Here is an 18,248-nt window from a genome sequence, read left to right on the forward strand (position 1 = left end):
TTTGGCGGTGTTTCCGGCGCTTTCCGCCTCAAAAAGCGATCGCGCGATCCAGCTCCGACAGCGGGCTGACACCGGCAAGCAGCGCCCTCGCCTCGGCCTCGTCGTGCTTCATCTGCGCGACCAGCGCGTCGAGCCCGTCGAACTTCACCTCCGAACGCAGGAAGCCGAAGAACGACACCGCGCAAATCTCGCCATAGAGATCGCCGGAAAAGTCAAAGACGAAGGTTTCCAGCAGCGGCGCGCCATTGTCGTCGACGGTCGGACGGCGGCCGAAGCTGGCAACGCCGTCATGCAGCGTGCCGTCGGCGCGGCGGAAGCGGACGGCATAAATCCCTTCCTTTAGAGTCGCTTCCGGCGAAAGCCTCATGTTGGCGGTGGGAAAACCCAGCGTCCGGCCCAGCTGCTGACCGCCGATCACCTCGCCTTCGACGGTGAAGCGGTAGCCAAGCAGACCTGCGGCCTCGGCCACCTCTCCCTCGCACAGCAACGACCGGATGCGGCTCGACGACACCACCTCGGCGCCCTCGTCGCGAAAGGCGTCGACGAGGGTGACGCCGAAACCGTGGCGCTCGCCTGCCGCCATCAGAAAAGCCGGCCCGCCTTGCCTGTCCTTGCCGAAGTGGAAATCGAAACCGGTGACGGCATGGGTGATGCCGAGGTTCTTTTCCAGCACGTCGGTGACGAAAGCCTCTGCCGACAGGGAGGCGAAGTCGCGTGTGAACGGCTGTTCGACCAGAGCTGCAAAACCCAGTCGCGACAACAGCCGCGCCTTCATCGGCGGCGGCGTCAGCACGAACAGCGGCATATCGGGCCTGAACACCTTGCGCGGGTGCGGCTCGAAGCTCAGCACCAGCGCGGGTGCGCCGCGCCGCGCCGCCTCAGAGAGCGCGCGCTCGAGCACGGCCTGGTGGCCGCGATGAACGCCGTCGAAATTGCCGATCGCGACAACGCCGCCACGCAGATGGGCGGGCAGCGGCGAGATTGCGGAAATACGGTCCGTCATTGCGAGGCTTCCGTCATGGCGCGACCCTATCGCAGTCTCGGAATAACCGCGACCGGCGGGTAGCCGTGCTTTTCCAGAAAGGCCTGGAGTCGCGCCGGATCCGGCTGCAGCGGGTCGCCATAGTCGCGGGCATGGACGCCGCCAGACACGTAGAGCACGTCGAAGCCATTGTCGGCGGCGCCCTTGACGTCGGTCATCATGCCGTCACCGATGGCCAGCACTTGGCCGCGCTCGACCTTGCGGCCGAGAAGGCCGGCGACCTCTTTCAGCGCGAGGTCATAGACCGGTGCGTAAGGTTTTCCGGCGATCAGCGTGCGCCCGCCAAGCTGGGCATAGTCGCGGGCCAAGGCCCCCGCGCACCAGATCATGCGCTCGCCGCGCTCGACCATGATATCGGGATTGGCACAGATGAAAGGCAGGTTCCTGGCCCGCAGCCGCCGCAGAAGCTCGGCGTAGTCCTCCGGTTTTTCCACCTCGTCATCGAACAGCCCGGTGCAGACGACGCCGGATGCCTCGAACTCCTCGACGAGTTCGACGTCGAGACCGTCATAGAGCGTGAAATCGCGGTCGGCACCGATATGGAAAATCTTGCGCGGACCCTCAGCAATCAGATCGCGCGTGACGTCGCCGGAGGTGACGACCCGGTCATAGGCTTCCGGGGGAACGCCGATCGCGTTCATCTGCGCCACCACGTCTGCGCTGCGGCGCGGCGAATTGGTGATCAGCACGACCGGCAGTTTGGCCGCGCGCGCGGTCTCCAAGGCCAGGGCCGCCGCTGGAAAATGCCGTTCGCCATTGTGAACCACGCCCCAGACATCGCAGAGGATGGCACTATAGGAACCCGACAAATCCGCGAGCGAGCCGATGATGTCGGGCGAATGCGCCATGCCGTGTTCCCAAATGACGATCGTTGCAGGAGCCGCAGCCGACGGTCCGCCGCAGCCGGTTCGCATTAGCCGAAGCGGTTCACCCTGTCACCAGCTTTTGCCAGGCGGGTGACGACCCCCTTGCGATGGGCAGCACTATTCGGCGCCACCGACCGCGTGGTTAATGAGCGTTGAAAGGATGGCGTGATCTTGAAAGCATTTCAGAAACTTGAAATTTAACGATTTGTGGCATCGTCCTGCCGACAACTGGGGTTTGGGCAGGGGTTCTGACGACATGATCCGGAAATTCGGAAGCGACAGGCGTGGCAACTACGCATTGCTGACCGTTATTGCCATGGTGCCGCTGATGGGTGCCGTGGCGCTCGCCGTCGACTATTCGGAGCTGCTGCGGCAGAAGCAGGATACGTTGAACGCGCTGGATGCCGCCGGCATCGCCACCGCACAGCAGATCGTCGCGGGCAAGAGCGACACTGACGTAAAGGCCTTTGCCAAGACTTTCTTCGAGGTCAATCTCGGGCATGTCAAGCCGGCGAATACCTTGCTGACCGTCACGCTGCCCAGCACCAACACAGGCGGCGGCACGCTGAAGCTGTGCGCCGCTTTGCACTACCACCCCTATTTTCTGCCGGCGGCCGCCATGCTGATCGGAAAAACCGCCGAGGATGTCGACTTGTCGGCGTGTTCCGAGGTCCGCCTCAAGAACACGCTGGAAGTGTCTCTCGTACTCGACAATTCCGGCTCGATGAGCACCAACGGCTCCGGTACCGGCCAACCACGAATAGATCTGCTCAAGCAGGCCGCGACCGAACTTGTCAATACGATGGCGCTTCAGGCCGCACAGATGAAGCAGGTCACCAAGCCGATGCAGTTTTCCCTGGTGCCGTTTTCGGCATCGGTCAATGTCGGCGCAGCCTACAAGGACGCGACCTGGATGGACACGACCGGCATTTCGCCGGTCCATCATGAGAACTTCGATTGGTCGACGATGACAGCGGCAGCCAATGCAACCAAATACATCGAAAAAGTGGGCAGTATGTACTACCAGCGGGGCACGGGCTGGGGCACGGACAAAGACAAGCCGATGACCCGCTTCAGCCTGTACAAGGATATGCTGGCCACGACCTGTACGAAAAAGCAAGGCGGCACTTGCAAGACCTCTGTGACCGCCGCGTATGAAGCCTGGAAGGGCTGCGTGGAGGCGAGGCCATATCCCTACAATGACGACGATACATCGCCGACCACAGGCACGCCCGCCACCATGTTCGTGCCGATGTTCGCGCCGGACGAAGCCGGCAATTTCTGGGTCGACACCACTCGCACCGCCACCACGTCGTGGGGTTACACCAATAATTGGTGGATCGATTCTCTAGACACGCTGACCGTGCCCAAGCGCCAGGCGGACATGCGAAAGTATTTCCTGACAAAGCCTTGGGACGCAGCGGCCGCAGCCAGCGATGATGGACCCAATTCGGCATGCACGACCGCCGCCATCACGCCGCTGCAGGACGTAACGACCACGGCCGGCAAGACAACCATTACGAACGCCATCGCCGCCATGGCGCCGACCGGCAACACTAACGTGCCGGAAGGGCTGGCCTGGGGCTGGCGGACGGTGTCGAGCAACGAGCCTTTCACGGAAGGCCGGCCGAATACCGAAAAGGGCAACGACAAAGTGGTCATCGTGCTGACCGACGGCGCCAACACCTACAGCATCGGCCCCAGCAACGACATGACCACCGGCTATGCCAAAAACGGATCGACCTACGCCGCTTATGGTTACACCGGCCCGAAGACGGGGGAAACCGCGACCCGCATGTTCGTCAACACAACGGTCACCAAGACAACCTATACGGACGCCAACTACACAGCCGCGCTTGACCAGCAGATGCAAACGCTTTGTGCCAATGCGAAGAATGCGAACATTCTCTTGATGACGGTCTCGCTTGACCTGGTTTCCACCAAGCCGGCGGAAAAGACTGCCATCGACGCGCTCAAGAAATGCTCCTCGGATTCGCGCTTCCGCAAGGATCCGACCGACCCGACCGGCAAGACACCTGCGAAACTCTACTGGAACGCGACCGGCGCCACTCTGTCGCAAAGTTTCAAGGAAATCGCCGACGAACTGTCGAACCTGCGGATCGTCAGCTGATCTTCTGAACTTTTCGAAACGACACGCCCCGCCTCCGGCGGGGCGCTTGTTTGGAGCGCCTGTTCAAGGCGCGCCGACGCGCTTGGTTAGCTTTTGATGAAATGCCGATCGTGCAATCGACTGGTTTCCCACACCCGTCCTTCAGCGTTTTGTGAAACTCTGGCGGGATTGAGAATACGCAGGCGGGGCCGCTTACAGACATGCGTGAATTCTGGCGTCAATTCTTCCGTGACCGGCGCGGCAACTATGCACTCGTGACCGCATTTGCCATGGTGCCGCTGATGGGCGCCGTGGCGATGGCTGTCGACTACACGGAAATGTCCAACCAGAAGCAGTCGGTGGTGAACGCGCTCGACGCAGCCAATTTCGCCACAGCGCGTCGCCTGGTCCAGGGTGCCACCGACGATCAGTTGAAAGCCTACGCGTACGACTTCTTCAGAGCGAATCTCGACAAAGTCGATCCTGCCAAAACCACGCTCAGCGTCACGCTGCCTGCCACCACCACCGGCGGTGGCATACTGAAGCTGTGCGCCGCCCTGGTGTATGATCCCTATTTCCTGCCGGCGGCGGCGATGCTGGTCGGCAAATCCTCCGGCGAGATCGACTATTCCGTTTGCTCGCAAGTCCGGCTGAAGAACACCCTGGAAGTCGCCATGGTGCTGGACAATTCGGGCTCGATGACCACGCCTGGCACCGGTTCGGGACAAAAGCGCATCGACCTTCTCAAGCAGGCCGCCAAGCAACTCGTAGATACGCTGGCCGTGCAGGCGGCGATGATCAAGCAGATCGACAAGCCGGTCCAGTTCAGCCTGGTGCCCTTCGCTGCCTCGGTCAACGTCGGCCCCGCCAACGACAACGCCTCCTGGATCGATGCCTACGGGCTATCGCCAATCCACAACGAGAATTTCGACTGGTCGACGCTGAACGCCGCCAACAAATATGCCCAGAAAATCAATGGCATCTGGTACAAGAAGGGCACTGACTGGGGCACCGAGGAAGGCCAGATGCTGACCCGGTTCTCGCTCTATCGCGATATGAAGGTCGTCACCAGCCACGAGCGGATCGCCGGCAGCGAGCGCGTCGTCTGCGACGTCTACCGTTCCAACCACACCTGCAAGACCAGTCACAAGGAATACGACTACACCGACACGTATGGCCCATTCGCCAGCTGGCAAGGCTGCGTCGAGGACCGGCCTTATCCCTATAATGTCAACGACGCGCCGGCATCCGGCGGGCCCAACAACAGCGGCATTGGCGTCGGCGATCCGGCAACGATGTTCGTGCCGATGTTTGCGCCCGACGAGCCCGGCAATCACTGGAAGCTGACCCAGGATCCGGATGAGGCGAACCCTGTAACCTATGGAGCGGCAAACAGCTGGTGGAACGACGATCCGTCGAGCAGCACCGGCAAGACGCGGCAATCCAACATGGCCAAATATTTCCAGCCGCGGCCGATCGATGCGCCCGTGCTGGCCAAGGGCGCCGGGCCCAATTACAGCTGCACCACCACGCCGATCACGCCGCTGACCGACGTCACCGATGCCGCAGGGCTGGCCAAGATCAAGGCCGCGATCGACCTGATGACCCCCAACGGCAACACCAATGTGCCGGAAGGCCTGGCCTGGGGCTGGCGCACCGTCTCCAGTACCGAGCCCTTCACCGAGGGACGTCCGGAGACGGAACGCGGCAACGACAAGGTGGTCATCGTGCTCACCGATGGCGAGAACACCTATTCGACGGTGAGCAGCGACCCGGCCGGCAACAAGTCGACCTATGCCGCTTACGGCTATACTGGCCTCGCCTATTATGGCACGGCGGTGACCCGGCTGTTCGGCGGCACGTCGAGCGCCGTCGGCCAGTTCAACTATTCGTCCAGCAACTACACCACCGCGCTCAACGAGCAGATGGCGACGCTGTGCAACAACGCCAAGGCAGCCAACGTCATGGTGATGACCGTCGCGCTCGACCTGTCGACCACCGATGCCAGCGACAAGAAGGCGATCGACGCTCTGAAGGCGTGCTCCTCGGACTCGCGCTTCCGCAAGGACCCGACCGACCCGAGCAAGCCGGCCAAGCTGTTCTGGAACGCAACGGGTGCGACGCTGTCGGATAATTTCAAGGAAATCGCCAACGAGCTGTCGAACCTTCGCGTGGTGAGCTGAGGCAGCTAAACTGGCGCCCTCGCCAATTTTCGACACTGGCGCAACGGTCGGCCCGGCGAAGCCCTTGCGCGTCGGTGTCCCACGAGGCAAGGATCGAAGGCTTCCCGGAGACCACCATGCCCGAAACAGCCAACCATCTCGCCTTCGCGCTGGTCTGCCTCGGCATGGTGCTGACGCCCGGCCCCAACATGATCTACCTGATCTCGCGCTCGCTGTCGCAGGGACCGAAGGCCGGCCTGATCTCGCTCGGCGGCGTGGCGCTCGGTTTTCTCTTCTATGTGCTGTCGGCGGCATTCGGCATCACCGCGCTGCTGCTCGCCGTGCCCTTCGCCTATGACACGCTGCGCTTTGCCGGTGCGCTCTATTTGCTGTGGCTCGCCTGGCAGGCGGTGCGGCCCGGCGGACGCTCGCCGTTCCAGGTGCGCGAGCTGCCGAAGGACAGGCCGCGCAAGCTGTTTGCCATGGGCCTGATGACCAACCTGCTCAACCCGAAAGTGGCGGTGCTCTATCTGTCGCTGCTGCCGCAGTTCATCAGCCTCGACAAGGGCCATGTGCTGTCGCAGCTGCTGGTGCTCGGCGCCACGCAGATCACGATCAGTCTCACCGTCAACGCCATCATTGCGGTGACGGCCGGCTCTATCGCCACCTTCCTCGCCGGACGGCCGCTTTGGCTGGTGATCCAGCGCTGGATGATGGGCACGGTGCTCACCGCACTTGCCGTGAAGATGGCGACCGACGCGCAACGCTAGGGTGCTGTCTCCGGACGCTGCTCATCGGCCGCCTGATCGCTGCTCCGCGCGGCGCCATGCCAGTGGCGCCGCGCGGCTGAAAGTGCCTGATGAGCGTCAGGCCGCGAAGCGATCGATCACCTCGGCCAACGGGACCTGGCCGAGGCAAGCACCCGAACCAGCTGGCTTTTCGCCATCCTCGATCGCAAGGGCGTAACGCACGACCGGATCGGCTTCGATGCGGCGGCGCAACGCCGCCAGTTTGGGATAGGCAGCTCCATCAACCGCCTGGTGGAACTCCGCCCAGCGCGCCACGCCGATCAGCGTGGTATCGGCCAGTGTCAGCCGATCGCCGACGAGAAAGTCCGTGTCGACGATCATCGCTTCAAGACGGTCATGGCGCTCGGTGACCGCCTTGCGGCCGAACTCGCGCAAGGTCGCTTTCAACTCCGGTTCGTCGGCCGCCATTTCCAATGCCACCCAGAGCGGGCTGAAGGCAGCGGTGAAACCGGTGTTCACGAAGGCCATCAGCTGGTGCATGCGGTCGGCTTCCGGTGAACGCGGGTCGAAGCTGACGCGACGTTGCGTGTCGCGGGCCTCTAACCAGGCAGCGATGGCCATGGTCTCGGTGAGCACCTTGCCTTCGTCGGTGATCAAAACCGGTGTTTCCTGACGGCCGTTGATGCTGGCATAGGCATCGTTCTTCATCTCGGCCAACATGTCGACACGACACAGACGATAGGGTTGCCCGACGCGTTCAAAAGCAGCGACGAGCCCCATCGAACTTCCCGCCGGGAAGCCATAAAGGAGGATAGGTTCCATTTGTTTTTCTTCCATGATTTAGGGGATCACGCCGCGCAGCGAAACTTGACCCTAAACGCTGGTCGCCCCATGTAAATTACGCACAATTCTGTAACCAGGGCTCGCCCATGAAAGATGTCGTCTCACGCTGCCCGATCGAAGAGACCATGCGGGTGCTCAGCGGTCGCTGGCCGACGTTGCTGCTCTACTATCTCAAAGACGGCACCAAGCGCTTCAGCGACCTGAGGCGCGACAACCCAACCGTGTCGCACCGCATTCTGGCGCTGGAACTGCGCAAGCTGGAGGAAGCCGGGATTGTGCGGCGAACGGCGCATGCGGGCTATCCGCTACGCGTCGACTACGATCTTACGGCGCCCGGCCGCGAGCTTGTGCCGCTGATCGATGCGCTTGGCGCCTGGTGGGGCCATACCGAAGACGAGCGGATGGGCCAAGTTTCTCTGACCCAAGAAGCCCATCTCGGCACGGCTGCCTAGTCGCAGCCATGCCTACGATTACTCCGGCAAATTGAAAACCGCCTCGATGTGATGGCCGTCCGGGTCGACAACGAAGGCGGCATAGTAATGCGGGCCGTAGTCGGGCCGCAGGCCGGGCGCACCGTTGTCGCGACCGCCATGGGCAAGCGCGGCCACATGGAATTGCGCGATGCTCGCACGGTCAGGGGCGGCTTAGGCCAGATGGAAACCGGGACCGGGCGGACGCTGGCCTTGCGGGCGCAGTTTGATCGCCAGCTTGTCGCCGCCGCCGGGAGGGCCGTAACCGACGGCCTGGTCGGGTTCGCCAGGTTCGAGGTCTTCCCAGACCCTGATATAGCCGAGCGGCGCAAGAGCTGCATCGTAGAAGGCAGCCGAGCGCCCGATATCGGAAACGCCGAAGGAGACGTGGTGCAGCACTTTCGGACCTCCTGCCAGTGTTTTTCGAATCGGCTTGGATGTGGCGATTTTCGCCGCCCTGCCCGGCAAAAGCCATGATCGCCATTATCTCAGGCGGGCATGACCATTGTAAAAATCGAAAACCACCAGATTCCGAACTTGAACAGACGCCTGCTGCTGAAAGGCGCCGGCCTCGCCGCATTGGCCGGGCTTGCTGCTTGCAGCACCGTTTCACTGCCCACCGGCGAAGGCGCCGGCGCCTCATCGTCCGCCGCCGGCACGCTGGCCAGCATCCGCGCCTCCGCAGGGCTCGGACCGCTTGTCCCCGATCGACAGCTCGAACAGGCGGCGCTGCAGCAGGCCAGCTTCATGGCGCGGCGTCGCCGCATGAGCCACACCACCGGCTGGGGCAAGGACTTTGCCTCGCGTGTCAAGGACAATGGCATTTCCGGCGCAGCTGCCGAAAACATCGCTGAGGGCCGCTTCGACCAGCAAAAACTGTTCGACATCTGGATGCATTCGGCCGGCCACCGCCGCAACATGCTCGACCCGCGCTTCAACCGCTTTGGCCTCGCCTATGTCAGGGACGGCCAGGACAGCGCCATCCGCTACTGGAGCCTTGTGCTGGGAAAGTAGCAGCAAGCAAGCGGCGGCGATGTTCGTCGCGTTGCAGATCGTCGACGACCGCCGGTTGACCAGTCCGTCAATCCTGGTGCGAGAGCAATTTCTCGATGTCGCGCGCCGGGATCGGTTTGCTGAAAAGATTGCCCTGCATTTCGTCGCAATTGTTCCGGCGCAAGAAGGCGACCTGCTCGTCCGTTTCGACGCCTTCGGCAAGGACCCTCAGATTGAGCTTTTGACCCAACGAGATCACCGCGCTGGTGACAGCCTGATCGTCCTCGTCGGTGGCGAGATCGTTTATGAAGGACTTGTCGATCTTCAGCCGCTCGACCGGAAAGGTCTTGAGCGCACTGAGGCTGGAATAACCCGTGCCGAAATCGTCGATCGAGATCTGAACGCCCAGCTCTTGCAGCCCGTTCATGGTTGCGACCGCCAGGTCAAAGTCCTGCATGATAAGGCTCTCGGTCACTTCGAGTTCGAGATATCTGGCCTCCAGGCCGCTTTCCTTCAAAGCATTGACGACACGGCTGATCAGGGTCTTCTCCCTGAACTGTCTCGCCGACACATTCACGCAGACGGTCATGGGCGGCAGGCCAGCATGCTGCCATGTCTTGTTCTGCCGACAGGCCTCATGAAGAACCCAGTCGCCGATCGGCACGATCAAGCCTGTCTCCTCGGCAGTCGGAATGAAGGTCAGCGGCGCTACCATGCCTCGCGTCGGATGGTTCCAGCGTATCAACGCTTCGACGGCGACGACCCGCCCTGATCGGAGATCGACTTGCGGCTGATAGTGCAGGGTAAATTCCGAACGCGCGAGCGCGTTTCGCAATTCGTCCTGAAGCAGGAGTTTTTCATGTGCCCTCGAGTTGAATTCGGGAGCGTAAAACTGGAAATTGTCGCGGCCGATTTCTTTCGCGCGATACATGGCTGCATCGGCATTGGCGAGCAGTGTGTCCGGGCTCGCCCCGTCCTTGGGATAGTTGGCGATGCCGATACTGGCCGTCGTTCTCAGGCGATGCTCTCCGATATGAACCGGCTCGGCAATCGCCTCCCGGATCGTTTGCAGCGCCTCCGAAACAAGATCGATGTTGGCGGGCTGGTCGAACAGAACGATGACAAATTCGTCGCCGCCGAGCCGCACCACGGTATCGGTCGCCTTTACGCATTCAACCATACGACTGGCGACAGTCTTCAGCAGTTCGTCGCCGGCATTGTGGCCAAGCGTGTCGTTCACCAGTTTGAAATTGTCCAGATCGATGAACACCACCGTCACCCAGCGGCCGTATCGTTGCGCATACAGGACCGCTTGTGAGAGCCGGTCCTCCAGCAAGGCGCGATTGGGAAGCCCGGTCAGCACGTCATGGTTGGCCATGAAGTGGATTTGATCTTCAGCCAGTTTGCGTTCGATCGCGATCCCGGCGATGTGTGTCGTGAATTCTATCAGACGGGTCTCGGCCTCGACCGGCTCACGCACGGTCATCGAATACATGGCAAAGGCGCCCAGGACGACGCCTTGGTGCGACAGGATCGGGGTCGACCAGCACGAACGATAGCCATGGGGCGCCACCAGTTCGAGGTAATCCTCCCAGAGGGGATCCTGCATGATATCAGCCACCATCACCGGTTCCCGCCGGAAGACGGCGGTTCCGCACGACCCCACCTTGGGACCGATAGCGACCCCATCGATGGCGCTCGTATAGGCTTTCGCCAGGCTCGGCGCCGCACCGTGGCGCAAATGGATGCCGTCCTTGTCGAGCAGCAAGACGGAACCGAATATCCCCTTTAGCTGGGCCTCGACGAAGCGCATGAGACGGTCGAGCACGTCCTCCAGCGGGGCGCTCGTGGCGATCATTTCGAGTATCTGCGCCTGCCCGTCGCGAAGGACATCCGCCTGCTTGCGGGCCGTGATGTCGTGGGCGATGCCAACCAGGCCGAAGATCTCATTTTGACGATTGCGCAACGGCACCTTGGTCGACGACAGCCATTTGACGACACCCGACGCATCGACAACAAACTCCTCCGCGTCGATCATCGGTTGCCCGCTGCGCAGGACCCTCTCCTCGATCTGGCGAAATTTCTCCGCAACCTCCGGAGGATGGAGGTCGAAATCGGTCAAGCCGATCATGTCGCTGGTCTTGTCATAGCCACTGTCGGTCGCAAGGGCGCTGTTGACCACGACGAAGCGGCTTTCGGTATCCTTGACCCAAAGATAGTCGGGCACCCAGTCGATCAGCGCTTGCAGCGAGATGCGCTCGTCGACGATCTGGCGATTGAGGGTGAGTTCGGTAATGTCCTCATGCGTGGCCACCCAGCTGCCATCGGGCATCGGCTGGTTGCGGATCTGGATTGTCCGTCCGTCGGCAAGTTTGGCGGTCCAGAGCCGCGAAGCCTTGCCCGAATTGTTCGCCCGGGCCGTTGCGAGGTAGGTGTCGGCATCCAGCGCCGCGGTGCCGGCGACAACGCGTCTGTCGACGATTTCGCGCAGTGTCGTGCCAGGCCGTAATTCCTCGGGCGCAATGCGGTAGATTTCCGCATAGCGACGATTACTCAGGATCAGCCGTTCATTGGCATCGAAAAAACAGATGCCTTGCGAAATGTTATCGACCACCGTCTCGAATCGCAGCGCCTGTCCCTCGAGCGTTGCGATCGCAGCGCGAAGCTCGCGCTCGAGTGTGTCATTGGAGGCAGCCGCGAGTTTCGCCAAAGTGGCCAGACTGGCGGGCTCTCGCGCATCGGCGGGTTTCCTGGATGATTTTGTGACCAAACAGACCTCCTCCAGTTTGGCGCATGGAACTAAGCAGAAAGGACCCTCCTGCCATCCGACAGTCGGTTCATAGTGTTACTTATGTACTAATAGCAGATAAACTGGATCGAGGTCAGAAGCGACGGCGGCTGGTTGCCTCCAGCAAAGCCGTCTTCAATCTGCTATTGTAGTAGCAGAATCGATATTCTTCGACATCTGGAGAATTTGGCGATCATCCAGCAAGCGCCTCGGCCTTACATGTCTGCAGGCGCATCCGCGATAGCGTGATCTGCTACCGCAAATATCGGCGCTCGTTCAATCCATATGCGCGGCAGGCGCTCCGCCGGCGGCCGGACCAGCCTTCGGCTTGCGCAGCAGGAACACGAACGGCACGGCAAGCAGTGTCATCATCATCAACAGCTTGAAGTCATTGACGTAAGAGATCATCATCGCTTGGATATTGACCAGCCCGTCCACTTGCGAAAGCGCCGTTGGGTCGCCGCCTGCGGCTGCCGGCGAAGCCGCCCAGAGGTTAGGGTTGAACGGGTTGATGAAGGCCGAAAGCTCGGCATGGTTGATCTGCGTGTTGCGCACAAGCAGAACCGTCACGACCGATACGCCGATCGATGAGCCGAGATTGCGCACCAGGCTGAACAAGGCGGTGGCATCGGTGCGGTAGCGCGGGTCAAGCGTGGCGAAGGCCACGGTCGACAGCGGCACGAACACCATACCCATTCCCAGGCCCTGGATGATGCCGGAGCTGAGGATCAGCCAGTTGTCCATCTGAGGCGTGAAGCTGGCCATGGTGTAGAGCGACTGCGCGGTGAGCAGAAAGCCGATGACGACGAGGATCCTGGCATCGACCTTGCTCATCAGCCGCCCGACGACGAGCATCGAAATCATCGTGCCAACGCCGCGGGGGCCGATGACGACGCCGATGGTCATGGTCGGATAGCCGAAGATGGTCGCCAGCATTGGCGGCAGCAGCGACATCGAGGCCAGGATAAGCACACCCATGACGAAGATGAACGCCAGCCCGGTCACGAAATTGCGGTCGAAGAATATCTTGGGGTCGATGAACGGGCGCTCCGCCGTCACCGTGTGGATGATGAACACCCAGAAGCCGGTTATCGAAAGACCGAGCTCGATCCAGATCTCGACCGAGGAAAACCAGTCGACCTCGCCGCCGCGATCCAGCATCAGCTGCAGCGCGCCGACGCCGAGCGAAAGCATGGCGAAGCCGAAGAAATCGAAGCTGCGCACCCGCCGGGCAACCGCCGGCAGATAGGCGGCCATGCCGAGGAAGGCTGCGATGCCGACCGGCAGGTTGATGAAGAAGACCCAACGCCAGTTGAAATTCTCGGTCAGCCAGCCACCGAGCGTCGGGCCCAGGATCGGCCCCAGCATGATGCCGGCTCCCCAGATGGCCATCGCCTGGCCGTGGCGTTCCCTGGGGTTGATGTCGAGCAGGAAGGTCTGCGACAACGGCACGATCGCGGCGCCGAAAACGCCTTGCATCAGCCGGAACAGCACGATGCTTTCAAGGCTCCACGCCAGACCGCACAGCATGGAGAAGATGGTGAAGCCGACCACCGCCGTCAGGAACAGTTCCTTGCGGCCGTACCGATCGGCGAGCCAGCCGGTCACCGGCGTCATGATGGCCGCGGCAACGATGTAGGACGTCAGCACCCAGTTGATGTTGTCTGGAGAGGCGCCGAGATCGCCGGTCATGGTCGGCAGCGCAACATTGGCGATCGTGGTGTCGAGCGCCTGCATGACCGTCGCCAGCATGAGCGCAACCGTGATCAGGCCTCGGTGCGGCACTTCCTTGAAGGGTTCTGGCGTGCTCATGATGCGGAACTTCCGACAGGTAACAAAAACGTGTACACTAGGTTTCCGGGCGGCGAGGCCTTCCAAGTGGAAAGACACTCATCGCGGTGGGACGCGACTATCGATGTGGGGGTTACATCGACTGAACGTCTCGACACATCAGGCATCTGCCGCCCGGAAACCTGAGGACCGAAGAGCCCTGCGTCGAGTCGTTCAGGTTTCGATCAGGCCACAATGTGGCCCGGTCCAACCCCAACCCCTCGCACACCTCCCATCGGACCAATCCTGTCATCTGCATTCACCCCGTCTGTACGGCGAGTGCTGGCGTTCGTCCTTGGCCATGAGTTTTGCCGAACACCGATTTTCACTTTTCGGTATCACGGTCCATTCACGGTCTATTGAGCCTCGCCAGCCGTGGCGTGGCCAAGGATACTTGGAAGCCCGCGCGAAACGCCGGTGTCGACCGTGACCGAGGCGCTCATGCCGGTGCGCAACGCCATTTTGGCGTCGGCATCGGTCAGTTCCAGGCGCACCGGAATGCGCTGCGTGACCTTGACCCAGTTGCCGGTGGCATTCTGGGCGGGCAGCAGCGAAAACTCGGCCCCGGTGCCGGCGCCGATCGCCTTGACCGTGGCTTCGAAGGTCCTGCCCGGATAGGTGTCGACGACGATCTCGGCCTTCTGGCCAGGCTTCATGTGGGTGAGCTGGGTTTCCTTGAAATTGGCGTCGATCCAGGTGTCGCCGGTCTCGACCAGTGCAAACAGCGGCGTGCCCGAACCGACATACTGGCCGACCTTGAACGAGGACGCCTGGCTGACGACGCCGTCAGCCGGCGCCTTGACCGTGGTCTGCGCCAGATCGTAGGCGGCCTTGTCGCGCGCGGCGAGTGCGGCCATCACCGTCGGGTGCTTGTCGGTCTCGATGTCGGGATTGCCGGCAAGTGCCGCCTTGGCGCTGATGATGCCTTGCTGGGCCACTGCCAGCTGCATCTTGGCCTTGTCGAGGTCGTTCTTGGCCTGATCCAGCGCCGACTTGGTGTTGATGCCCTTCTGGGCAAGGTCGGCGGCGCGGTCATATTGCGACTGCGCGTAGTCGACTTCGCTGGTGGCGGACTTTTCCTGTGCTGTTGCCTGGCTGTAGGCGGCGCGCAGCTGCTCGATGCCGACCCGTGCGACCGCAACCGCCGCGTCGGCCTGGGCCAGCGCGATCCGGTAAGGTTCCGGGTCGATGGCAAACAGCACGTCGCCCTGCTTGACCAATTGGTTGTCGGCGATATCGACCTGAACGATGCGGCCAGCCGTATCCGAGGCGATCGACACCTTGGCCTGCTGCAGATTGGCGTTCTCGGTCTCTTGGTAGCGGCCACCGGTCACCCAGACGTAAGCGCCGCCGGCGATCAGCGCCGCAGGCAGTGCAAACATCAAAAGGAAACGACCGGAGCGGCGCTTCTTCTTCGGCGCCACTGGCGCCGGCTGAATCGGGGGAGCAACCGTCACCGCCGGCTGCGCCGGCGCTTCGGCGACCGGCTGCGCGGCCGCCGCCATTTCCAACCTGGTTGCGTTCTCGTCTACCTTGGCCACCGCGTTCATGCTGCTGCGCCTTTCGCATTCTCAATTTTGTCGCCGGACGCCGTCTCGGCATCCGCAAGGTTCTCGGCCATCGCCTCGAGCGCCTTGATCAGGACGCGGCGATGCTCCAGCGAAACGCCGGTCAGTGATTGTTCATAGACTTCGCCGGCCAGGCTCTTGATCTCGGCATAGGCTTCGCTTGCCTTGGCGGTCGGGAAGATCATGCGGACGCGGCGGTCGGTGGCGTCGGAACGGCGCTCGATCCAGCCGCCCTCCTCCATACGATCGACAAGGCGCGAAACGCTGATCGGCTCGATTTCGAGCAGCTCGGCAAGCCGCGCCTGGCTGATACCTTCTTCCTTGGCAACGCGGACCATAAGCCGCCATTGCGCTGAAGACAGGCCAAGCCCACTGGCGCGCGTCTCGAAGCGCTTGCGCATCAAACGCTGCACGTCGTGGATCAAAAAGCCCAATCTGTCGATACCGTCGGAAACCATGAGCGGGATATATAATGAGCGTGCTTACTATTCAAGATGCGGCCGTGCACCAGAAGCTCAAATAATCGTGTGGCAGCCATCGAAGGCGGTCATGGTTAGCGATTTCTGAAGGCCGGGTCGGTGTGATGAGACGTAGGAAATTGACCGCGGCAAGGGTCGTGCGTTCAATTGAACGCGAGTGCCCGCACAGGCACGTTTCCATACAGTACCGTTAGTTCAGTGGATTGAGTCGGGAGGACGCGAAACCAATGGTCGATATCTGGCGCGTGGGGATCGTGCCTGAACCAATCCACCGGGTTCTTGACCCGCAAGGCCTCGACAAAGGCAGCGTTGTCTGGCTGCCCGACCAGGGCTCGTTCCGCTTTGTCGCCGACCCGTTCGGTCTTCGCCACGGCGACCTCTTCACGGTGCTTGTCGAATTTTTCGACTACCGGGTGAAGCGCGGCGAAATCCACTATTACAGCTACGATGCGGCCTGGAGGCTGAAGCAGCACGGCGTCGCGCTGAAGCAGGATTTCCATCTGTCCTACCCGCAGCTCATCCAGTCGGACGGCGACATCTTCATGCTGCCGGAGGCCTATGAAAGCGGGCGCCTGACGCTCTACAGGGCGGTCGATTTCCCCCGGAAATGGCAGCCCGTCGCCGTCCTCCTGAACGCGCCGGCGGTCGATGCAACCATCGTTTATCACCAGCAGCGCTGGTGGATGTTCCATGCCTTGTATGGGGCCGACAGCAGGGACCTGCGCGAGATGCATGTCGCCTTTGCCGATGCGCTGACTGGCCCCTGGCAAAACCACCCACAAAACCCGGTGCGCACCGGCCTCAATTCATCTCGCCCCGGCGGCTCGCCATTCGTGCATCTAGGGCAACTCTATCTGCCGGCGCAGGACTGCATGACCGGCTATGGTACGGGTCTCAATCTGTTGCGCATCGACCGACTGAGCCCGGACGACTTCGCGGCCAGCATCGTCAAGCGCCTGTCGCCCGAGGGTTGGCTCGACGGCCATGCGGACGGGTTTCATACGCTGTCGGACGGCGGCGCCGTCACCCTGATCGACGTCAAGGGCATCAGGCGTTCGCCGATGCGCCACTTCATAAAGCTGCAGCATTGGTTTCGGCAGCGTGGAATGGGCTCGCGCCGGAGGTAGAAGATAGCGAAGGCGTCAGAGCGGGTTGGCACTTGGCTGCCGAGCACCAGAACCTTGACCGCGCAGGCACGCCAGTCTCTTGTCGCAACAGGGTCGGGCGACGGAAGAGGTGCCACCATGGAAAAGATCATTCTCGACTGCGACCCCGGGCATGATGACGCCATCGCCATCCTGCTGGCGGCAGGCAATCCAAAGATCGATCTCCTCGGCATCACCACGGTTTCGGGCAACCACAATGTCGAGAACACCACGCGCAATGCGCTTTCGGTCTGCACCGCCTATGGCATCAAGGTGCCGGTGGCGAAAGGCTCTCCAGGGCCGCTCCTCATCGACCAGGTGCTGGCCGTCGAGATCCACGGCGAAACCGGGCTCGACGGCCCCGTGCTGCCGCCGGCGTCGTTCGAGCTCGACAAGCGACATGCCGTCGACTTCATCATCGACACGGTGATGGCGCATGAGCCGAAGACAGTCACGCTGGTGCCGGTCGGCCCCTACACCAACATCGCGCTTGCAGTGCGCAAGGACCCGCGCATCGTCAGCCGGGTGAAGCGGGTCGTCGCGATGGGCGGCGCCTACACGCGCGGCAACATCACGCCGGGGGCAGAGTTCAACATCTATGGCGACCCAGAGGCCGCCGACGTGGTGTTCCGTGCCAATTGGGACGTCACCATGGTGGGGCTCGACCTGACGCATCAGGCGCTGGCCACGCCGGACCTGCAGGACAGGGTGCGGGCTGTCGGCGGCCCGATGGCCAAGTTCATTCTCGACATCTGGGAGTTCATAGCGACCACGCATGGCGGCCTGCTGCAGATCGAGTATCCCGCCATCCATGACGCATGCTGCGTCGCGGCAATGATCGACGGAAGCGTCTTCACCACCGAGAAGGCCGATATCCGCGTCGAGCTTGCGGGACGCTGGACCAAGGGCATGACCGTCTGCAATTTCGAAAAGATGGGCGGCATGCACCATTTCGGCGGCACGGCGAGCGAGCAGACCGACTTCCGCCACACCGTGGCGATGAAGCTCGACCATCCAAAATTCTGCGATCTGATCGTAGATGCGCTGGAGCGGTTGGTGAAGGCCAAGGGGTGACCCGCCATCGGCGTCCGCCCGCGTGGCTATGGACGAATCCAATCATGCGCAATATGGATGGGATATGGTCTGCCGTGGCGCTTCGCGCTGAGGCAGGCGACGTTCGTTCAATGACGCTGCGCCGGGCGC

At 62.0% G+C, this 18,248-nt stretch carries 14 protein-coding genes and 1 pseudogene; 7 read left to right on the plus strand and 8 right to left on the minus strand.

Translation table 11 applies throughout. The features are described from left to right. Positions 1–28: 28 nt before the first annotated feature. Both AC1DXU_RS07045 and AC1DXU_RS07050 read right to left on the minus strand, forming a co-directional pair. Entirely contained in the window at positions 29–1,003 is a 975-nt protein-coding gene (locus AC1DXU_RS07045; RefSeq protein ID WP_477366239.1) for a bifunctional riboflavin kinase/FAD synthetase, read from the minus strand. A 26-nt stretch (positions 1,004–1,029) separates the two neighbouring features. Beyond that, positions 1,030–1,890 (minus strand): TIGR01459 family HAD-type hydrolase, encoded by an 861-nt coding sequence (locus tag AC1DXU_RS07050; RefSeq protein WP_477320130.1) that lies wholly within the window; start codon positions 1,888–1,890, stop codon positions 1,030–1,032. 274 nt (positions 1,891–2,164) lie between these two features. Between AC1DXU_RS07050 and AC1DXU_RS07055 the strand changes: the two genes are divergently transcribed. The 3 genes from AC1DXU_RS07055 to AC1DXU_RS07065 all read left to right on the plus strand — a co-directional run bounded on the left by AC1DXU_RS07055 (position 2,165) and on the right by AC1DXU_RS07065 (position 6,950). Further along, positions 2,165–4,039, plus strand: coding sequence for a pilus assembly protein TadG-related protein (locus AC1DXU_RS07055; protein WP_477320132.1), 1,875 nt, complete (start codon positions 2,165–2,167; stop codon positions 4,037–4,039). Positions 4,040–4,239: 200 nt separating this feature from the next. Beyond that, entirely contained in the window at positions 4,240–6,201 is a 1,962-nt protein-coding gene (locus tag AC1DXU_RS07060; RefSeq protein ID WP_477366242.1) for a TadE/TadG family type IV pilus assembly protein, read from the plus strand. A gap of 116 nt (positions 6,202–6,317) precedes the next feature. Further along, the gene (locus AC1DXU_RS07065; protein ID WP_477366245.1) at positions 6,318–6,950 is read left to right on the plus strand and encodes a LysE family translocator; all 633 of its coding nucleotides are present in this window, start codon (positions 6,318–6,320) and stop codon (positions 6,948–6,950) included. A 96-nt stretch (positions 6,951–7,046) separates the two neighbouring features. Here the strand turns inward: AC1DXU_RS07065 and AC1DXU_RS07070 are convergent, their stop codons facing one another. Then, a complete protein-coding gene (locus AC1DXU_RS07070; RefSeq protein ID WP_477366248.1) occupies positions 7,047–7,751 on the minus strand; it encodes a glutathione S-transferase family protein in 705 nt (234 codons plus the stop codon). A gap of 107 nt (positions 7,752–7,858) precedes the next feature. Between AC1DXU_RS07070 and AC1DXU_RS07075 the strand changes: the two genes are divergently transcribed. Further along, the gene (locus AC1DXU_RS07075; protein WP_477366251.1) at positions 7,859–8,224 is read left to right on the plus strand and encodes a winged helix-turn-helix transcriptional regulator; all 366 of its coding nucleotides are present in this window, start codon (positions 7,859–7,861) and stop codon (positions 8,222–8,224) included. An 18-nt stretch (positions 8,225–8,242) separates the two neighbouring features. Here AC1DXU_RS07075 and AC1DXU_RS07080 read toward each other — a convergent pair. Further along, positions 8,243–8,641 (minus strand): annotated as a pseudogene (locus AC1DXU_RS07080) (VOC family protein). Positions 8,642–8,740: 99 nt separating this feature from the next. Here AC1DXU_RS07080 and AC1DXU_RS07085 point away from each other — a divergent pair. Beyond that, positions 8,741–9,256 (plus strand): CAP domain-containing protein, encoded by a 516-nt coding sequence (locus AC1DXU_RS07085; protein ID WP_477366254.1) that lies wholly within the window; start codon positions 8,741–8,743, stop codon positions 9,254–9,256. A 67-nt stretch (positions 9,257–9,323) separates the two neighbouring features. Here the strand turns inward: AC1DXU_RS07085 and AC1DXU_RS07090 are convergent, their stop codons facing one another. From AC1DXU_RS07090 to AC1DXU_RS07105, 4 genes are all read right to left on the minus strand, one after another. Further along, positions 9,324–12,005, minus strand: a complete 2,682-nt coding sequence (locus AC1DXU_RS07090; RefSeq protein WP_477317126.1) for an EAL domain-containing protein — start codon at positions 12,003–12,005, stop codon at positions 9,324–9,326. A 294-nt stretch (positions 12,006–12,299) separates the two neighbouring features. Beyond that, on the minus strand, positions 12,300–13,835 hold the full coding sequence (locus tag AC1DXU_RS07095) for a DHA2 family efflux MFS transporter permease subunit (RefSeq protein ID WP_477366257.1): 1,536 nt from the start codon (positions 13,833–13,835) through the stop codon (positions 12,300–12,302). A gap of 374 nt (positions 13,836–14,209) precedes the next feature. After that, positions 14,210–15,403 (minus strand): HlyD family secretion protein, encoded by a 1,194-nt coding sequence (locus AC1DXU_RS07100; RefSeq protein WP_477366260.1) that lies wholly within the window; start codon positions 15,401–15,403, stop codon positions 14,210–14,212. Further along, on the minus strand, positions 15,400–15,879 hold the full coding sequence (locus AC1DXU_RS07105; RefSeq protein WP_477366263.1) for a MarR family winged helix-turn-helix transcriptional regulator: 480 nt from the start codon (positions 15,877–15,879) through the stop codon (positions 15,400–15,402). Before AC1DXU_RS07105 ends, AC1DXU_RS07100 begins: the two co-directional genes overlap by 4 nt. A 248-nt stretch (positions 15,880–16,127) precedes the next feature. Between AC1DXU_RS07105 and AC1DXU_RS07110 the strand changes: the two genes are divergently transcribed. Together AC1DXU_RS07110 and AC1DXU_RS07115 are read left to right on the plus strand one after the other, a co-directional pair. Then, positions 16,128–17,027 (plus strand): glucosamine inositolphosphorylceramide transferase family protein, encoded by a 900-nt coding sequence (locus tag AC1DXU_RS07110; RefSeq protein WP_477366266.1) that lies wholly within the window; start codon positions 16,128–16,130, stop codon positions 17,025–17,027. Positions 17,028–17,144: 117 nt separating this feature from the next. Further along, positions 17,145–18,119 (plus strand): nucleoside hydrolase, encoded by a 975-nt coding sequence (locus tag AC1DXU_RS07115; RefSeq protein ID WP_477366269.1) that lies wholly within the window; start codon positions 17,145–17,147, stop codon positions 18,117–18,119. Positions 18,120–18,248: the final 129 nt, after the last annotated feature.

The sequence above is a fragment of the Mesorhizobium sp. P3_A10 genome (assembly GCF_056403175.1).

Coding starts and splice junctions, on each gene's coding strand:
- AC1DXU_RS07045 (WP_477366239.1), bottom strand. CDS start 1,003: ATGACGGACCGTATTTCCGCAATCTCGCCGCTGCCCGCCCATCTGCGT.
- AC1DXU_RS07050 (WP_477320130.1), bottom strand. CDS start 1,890: ATGGCGCATTCGCCCGACATCATCGGCTCGCTCGCGGATTTGTCGGGT.
- AC1DXU_RS07055 (WP_477320132.1), top strand. CDS start 2,165: ATGATCCGGAAATTCGGAAGCGACAGGCGTGGCAACTACGCATTGCTG.
- AC1DXU_RS07060 (WP_477366242.1), top strand. CDS start 4,240: ATGCGTGAATTCTGGCGTCAATTCTTCCGTGACCGGCGCGGCAACTAT.
- AC1DXU_RS07065 (WP_477366245.1), top strand. CDS start 6,318: ATGCCCGAAACAGCCAACCATCTCGCCTTCGCGCTGGTCTGCCTCGGC.
- AC1DXU_RS07070 (WP_477366248.1), bottom strand. CDS start 7,751: ATGGAACCTATCCTCCTTTATGGCTTCCCGGCGGGAAGTTCGATGGGG.
- AC1DXU_RS07075 (WP_477366251.1), top strand. CDS start 7,859: ATGAAAGATGTCGTCTCACGCTGCCCGATCGAAGAGACCATGCGGGTG.
- AC1DXU_RS07085 (WP_477366254.1), top strand. CDS start 8,741: ATGACCATTGTAAAAATCGAAAACCACCAGATTCCGAACTTGAACAGA.
- AC1DXU_RS07095 (WP_477366257.1), bottom strand. CDS start 13,835: ATGAGCACGCCAGAACCCTTCAAGGAAGTGCCGCACCGAGGCCTGATC.
- AC1DXU_RS07100 (WP_477366260.1), bottom strand. CDS start 15,403: ATGAACGCGGTGGCCAAGGTAGACGAGAACGCAACCAGGTTGGAAATG.
- AC1DXU_RS07105 (WP_477366263.1), bottom strand. CDS start 15,879: ATGGTTTCCGACGGTATCGACAGATTGGGCTTTTTGATCCACGACGTG.
- AC1DXU_RS07110 (WP_477366266.1), top strand. CDS start 16,128: ATGGTCGATATCTGGCGCGTGGGGATCGTGCCTGAACCAATCCACCGG.
- AC1DXU_RS07115 (WP_477366269.1), top strand. CDS start 17,145: ATGGAAAAGATCATTCTCGACTGCGACCCCGGGCATGATGACGCCATC.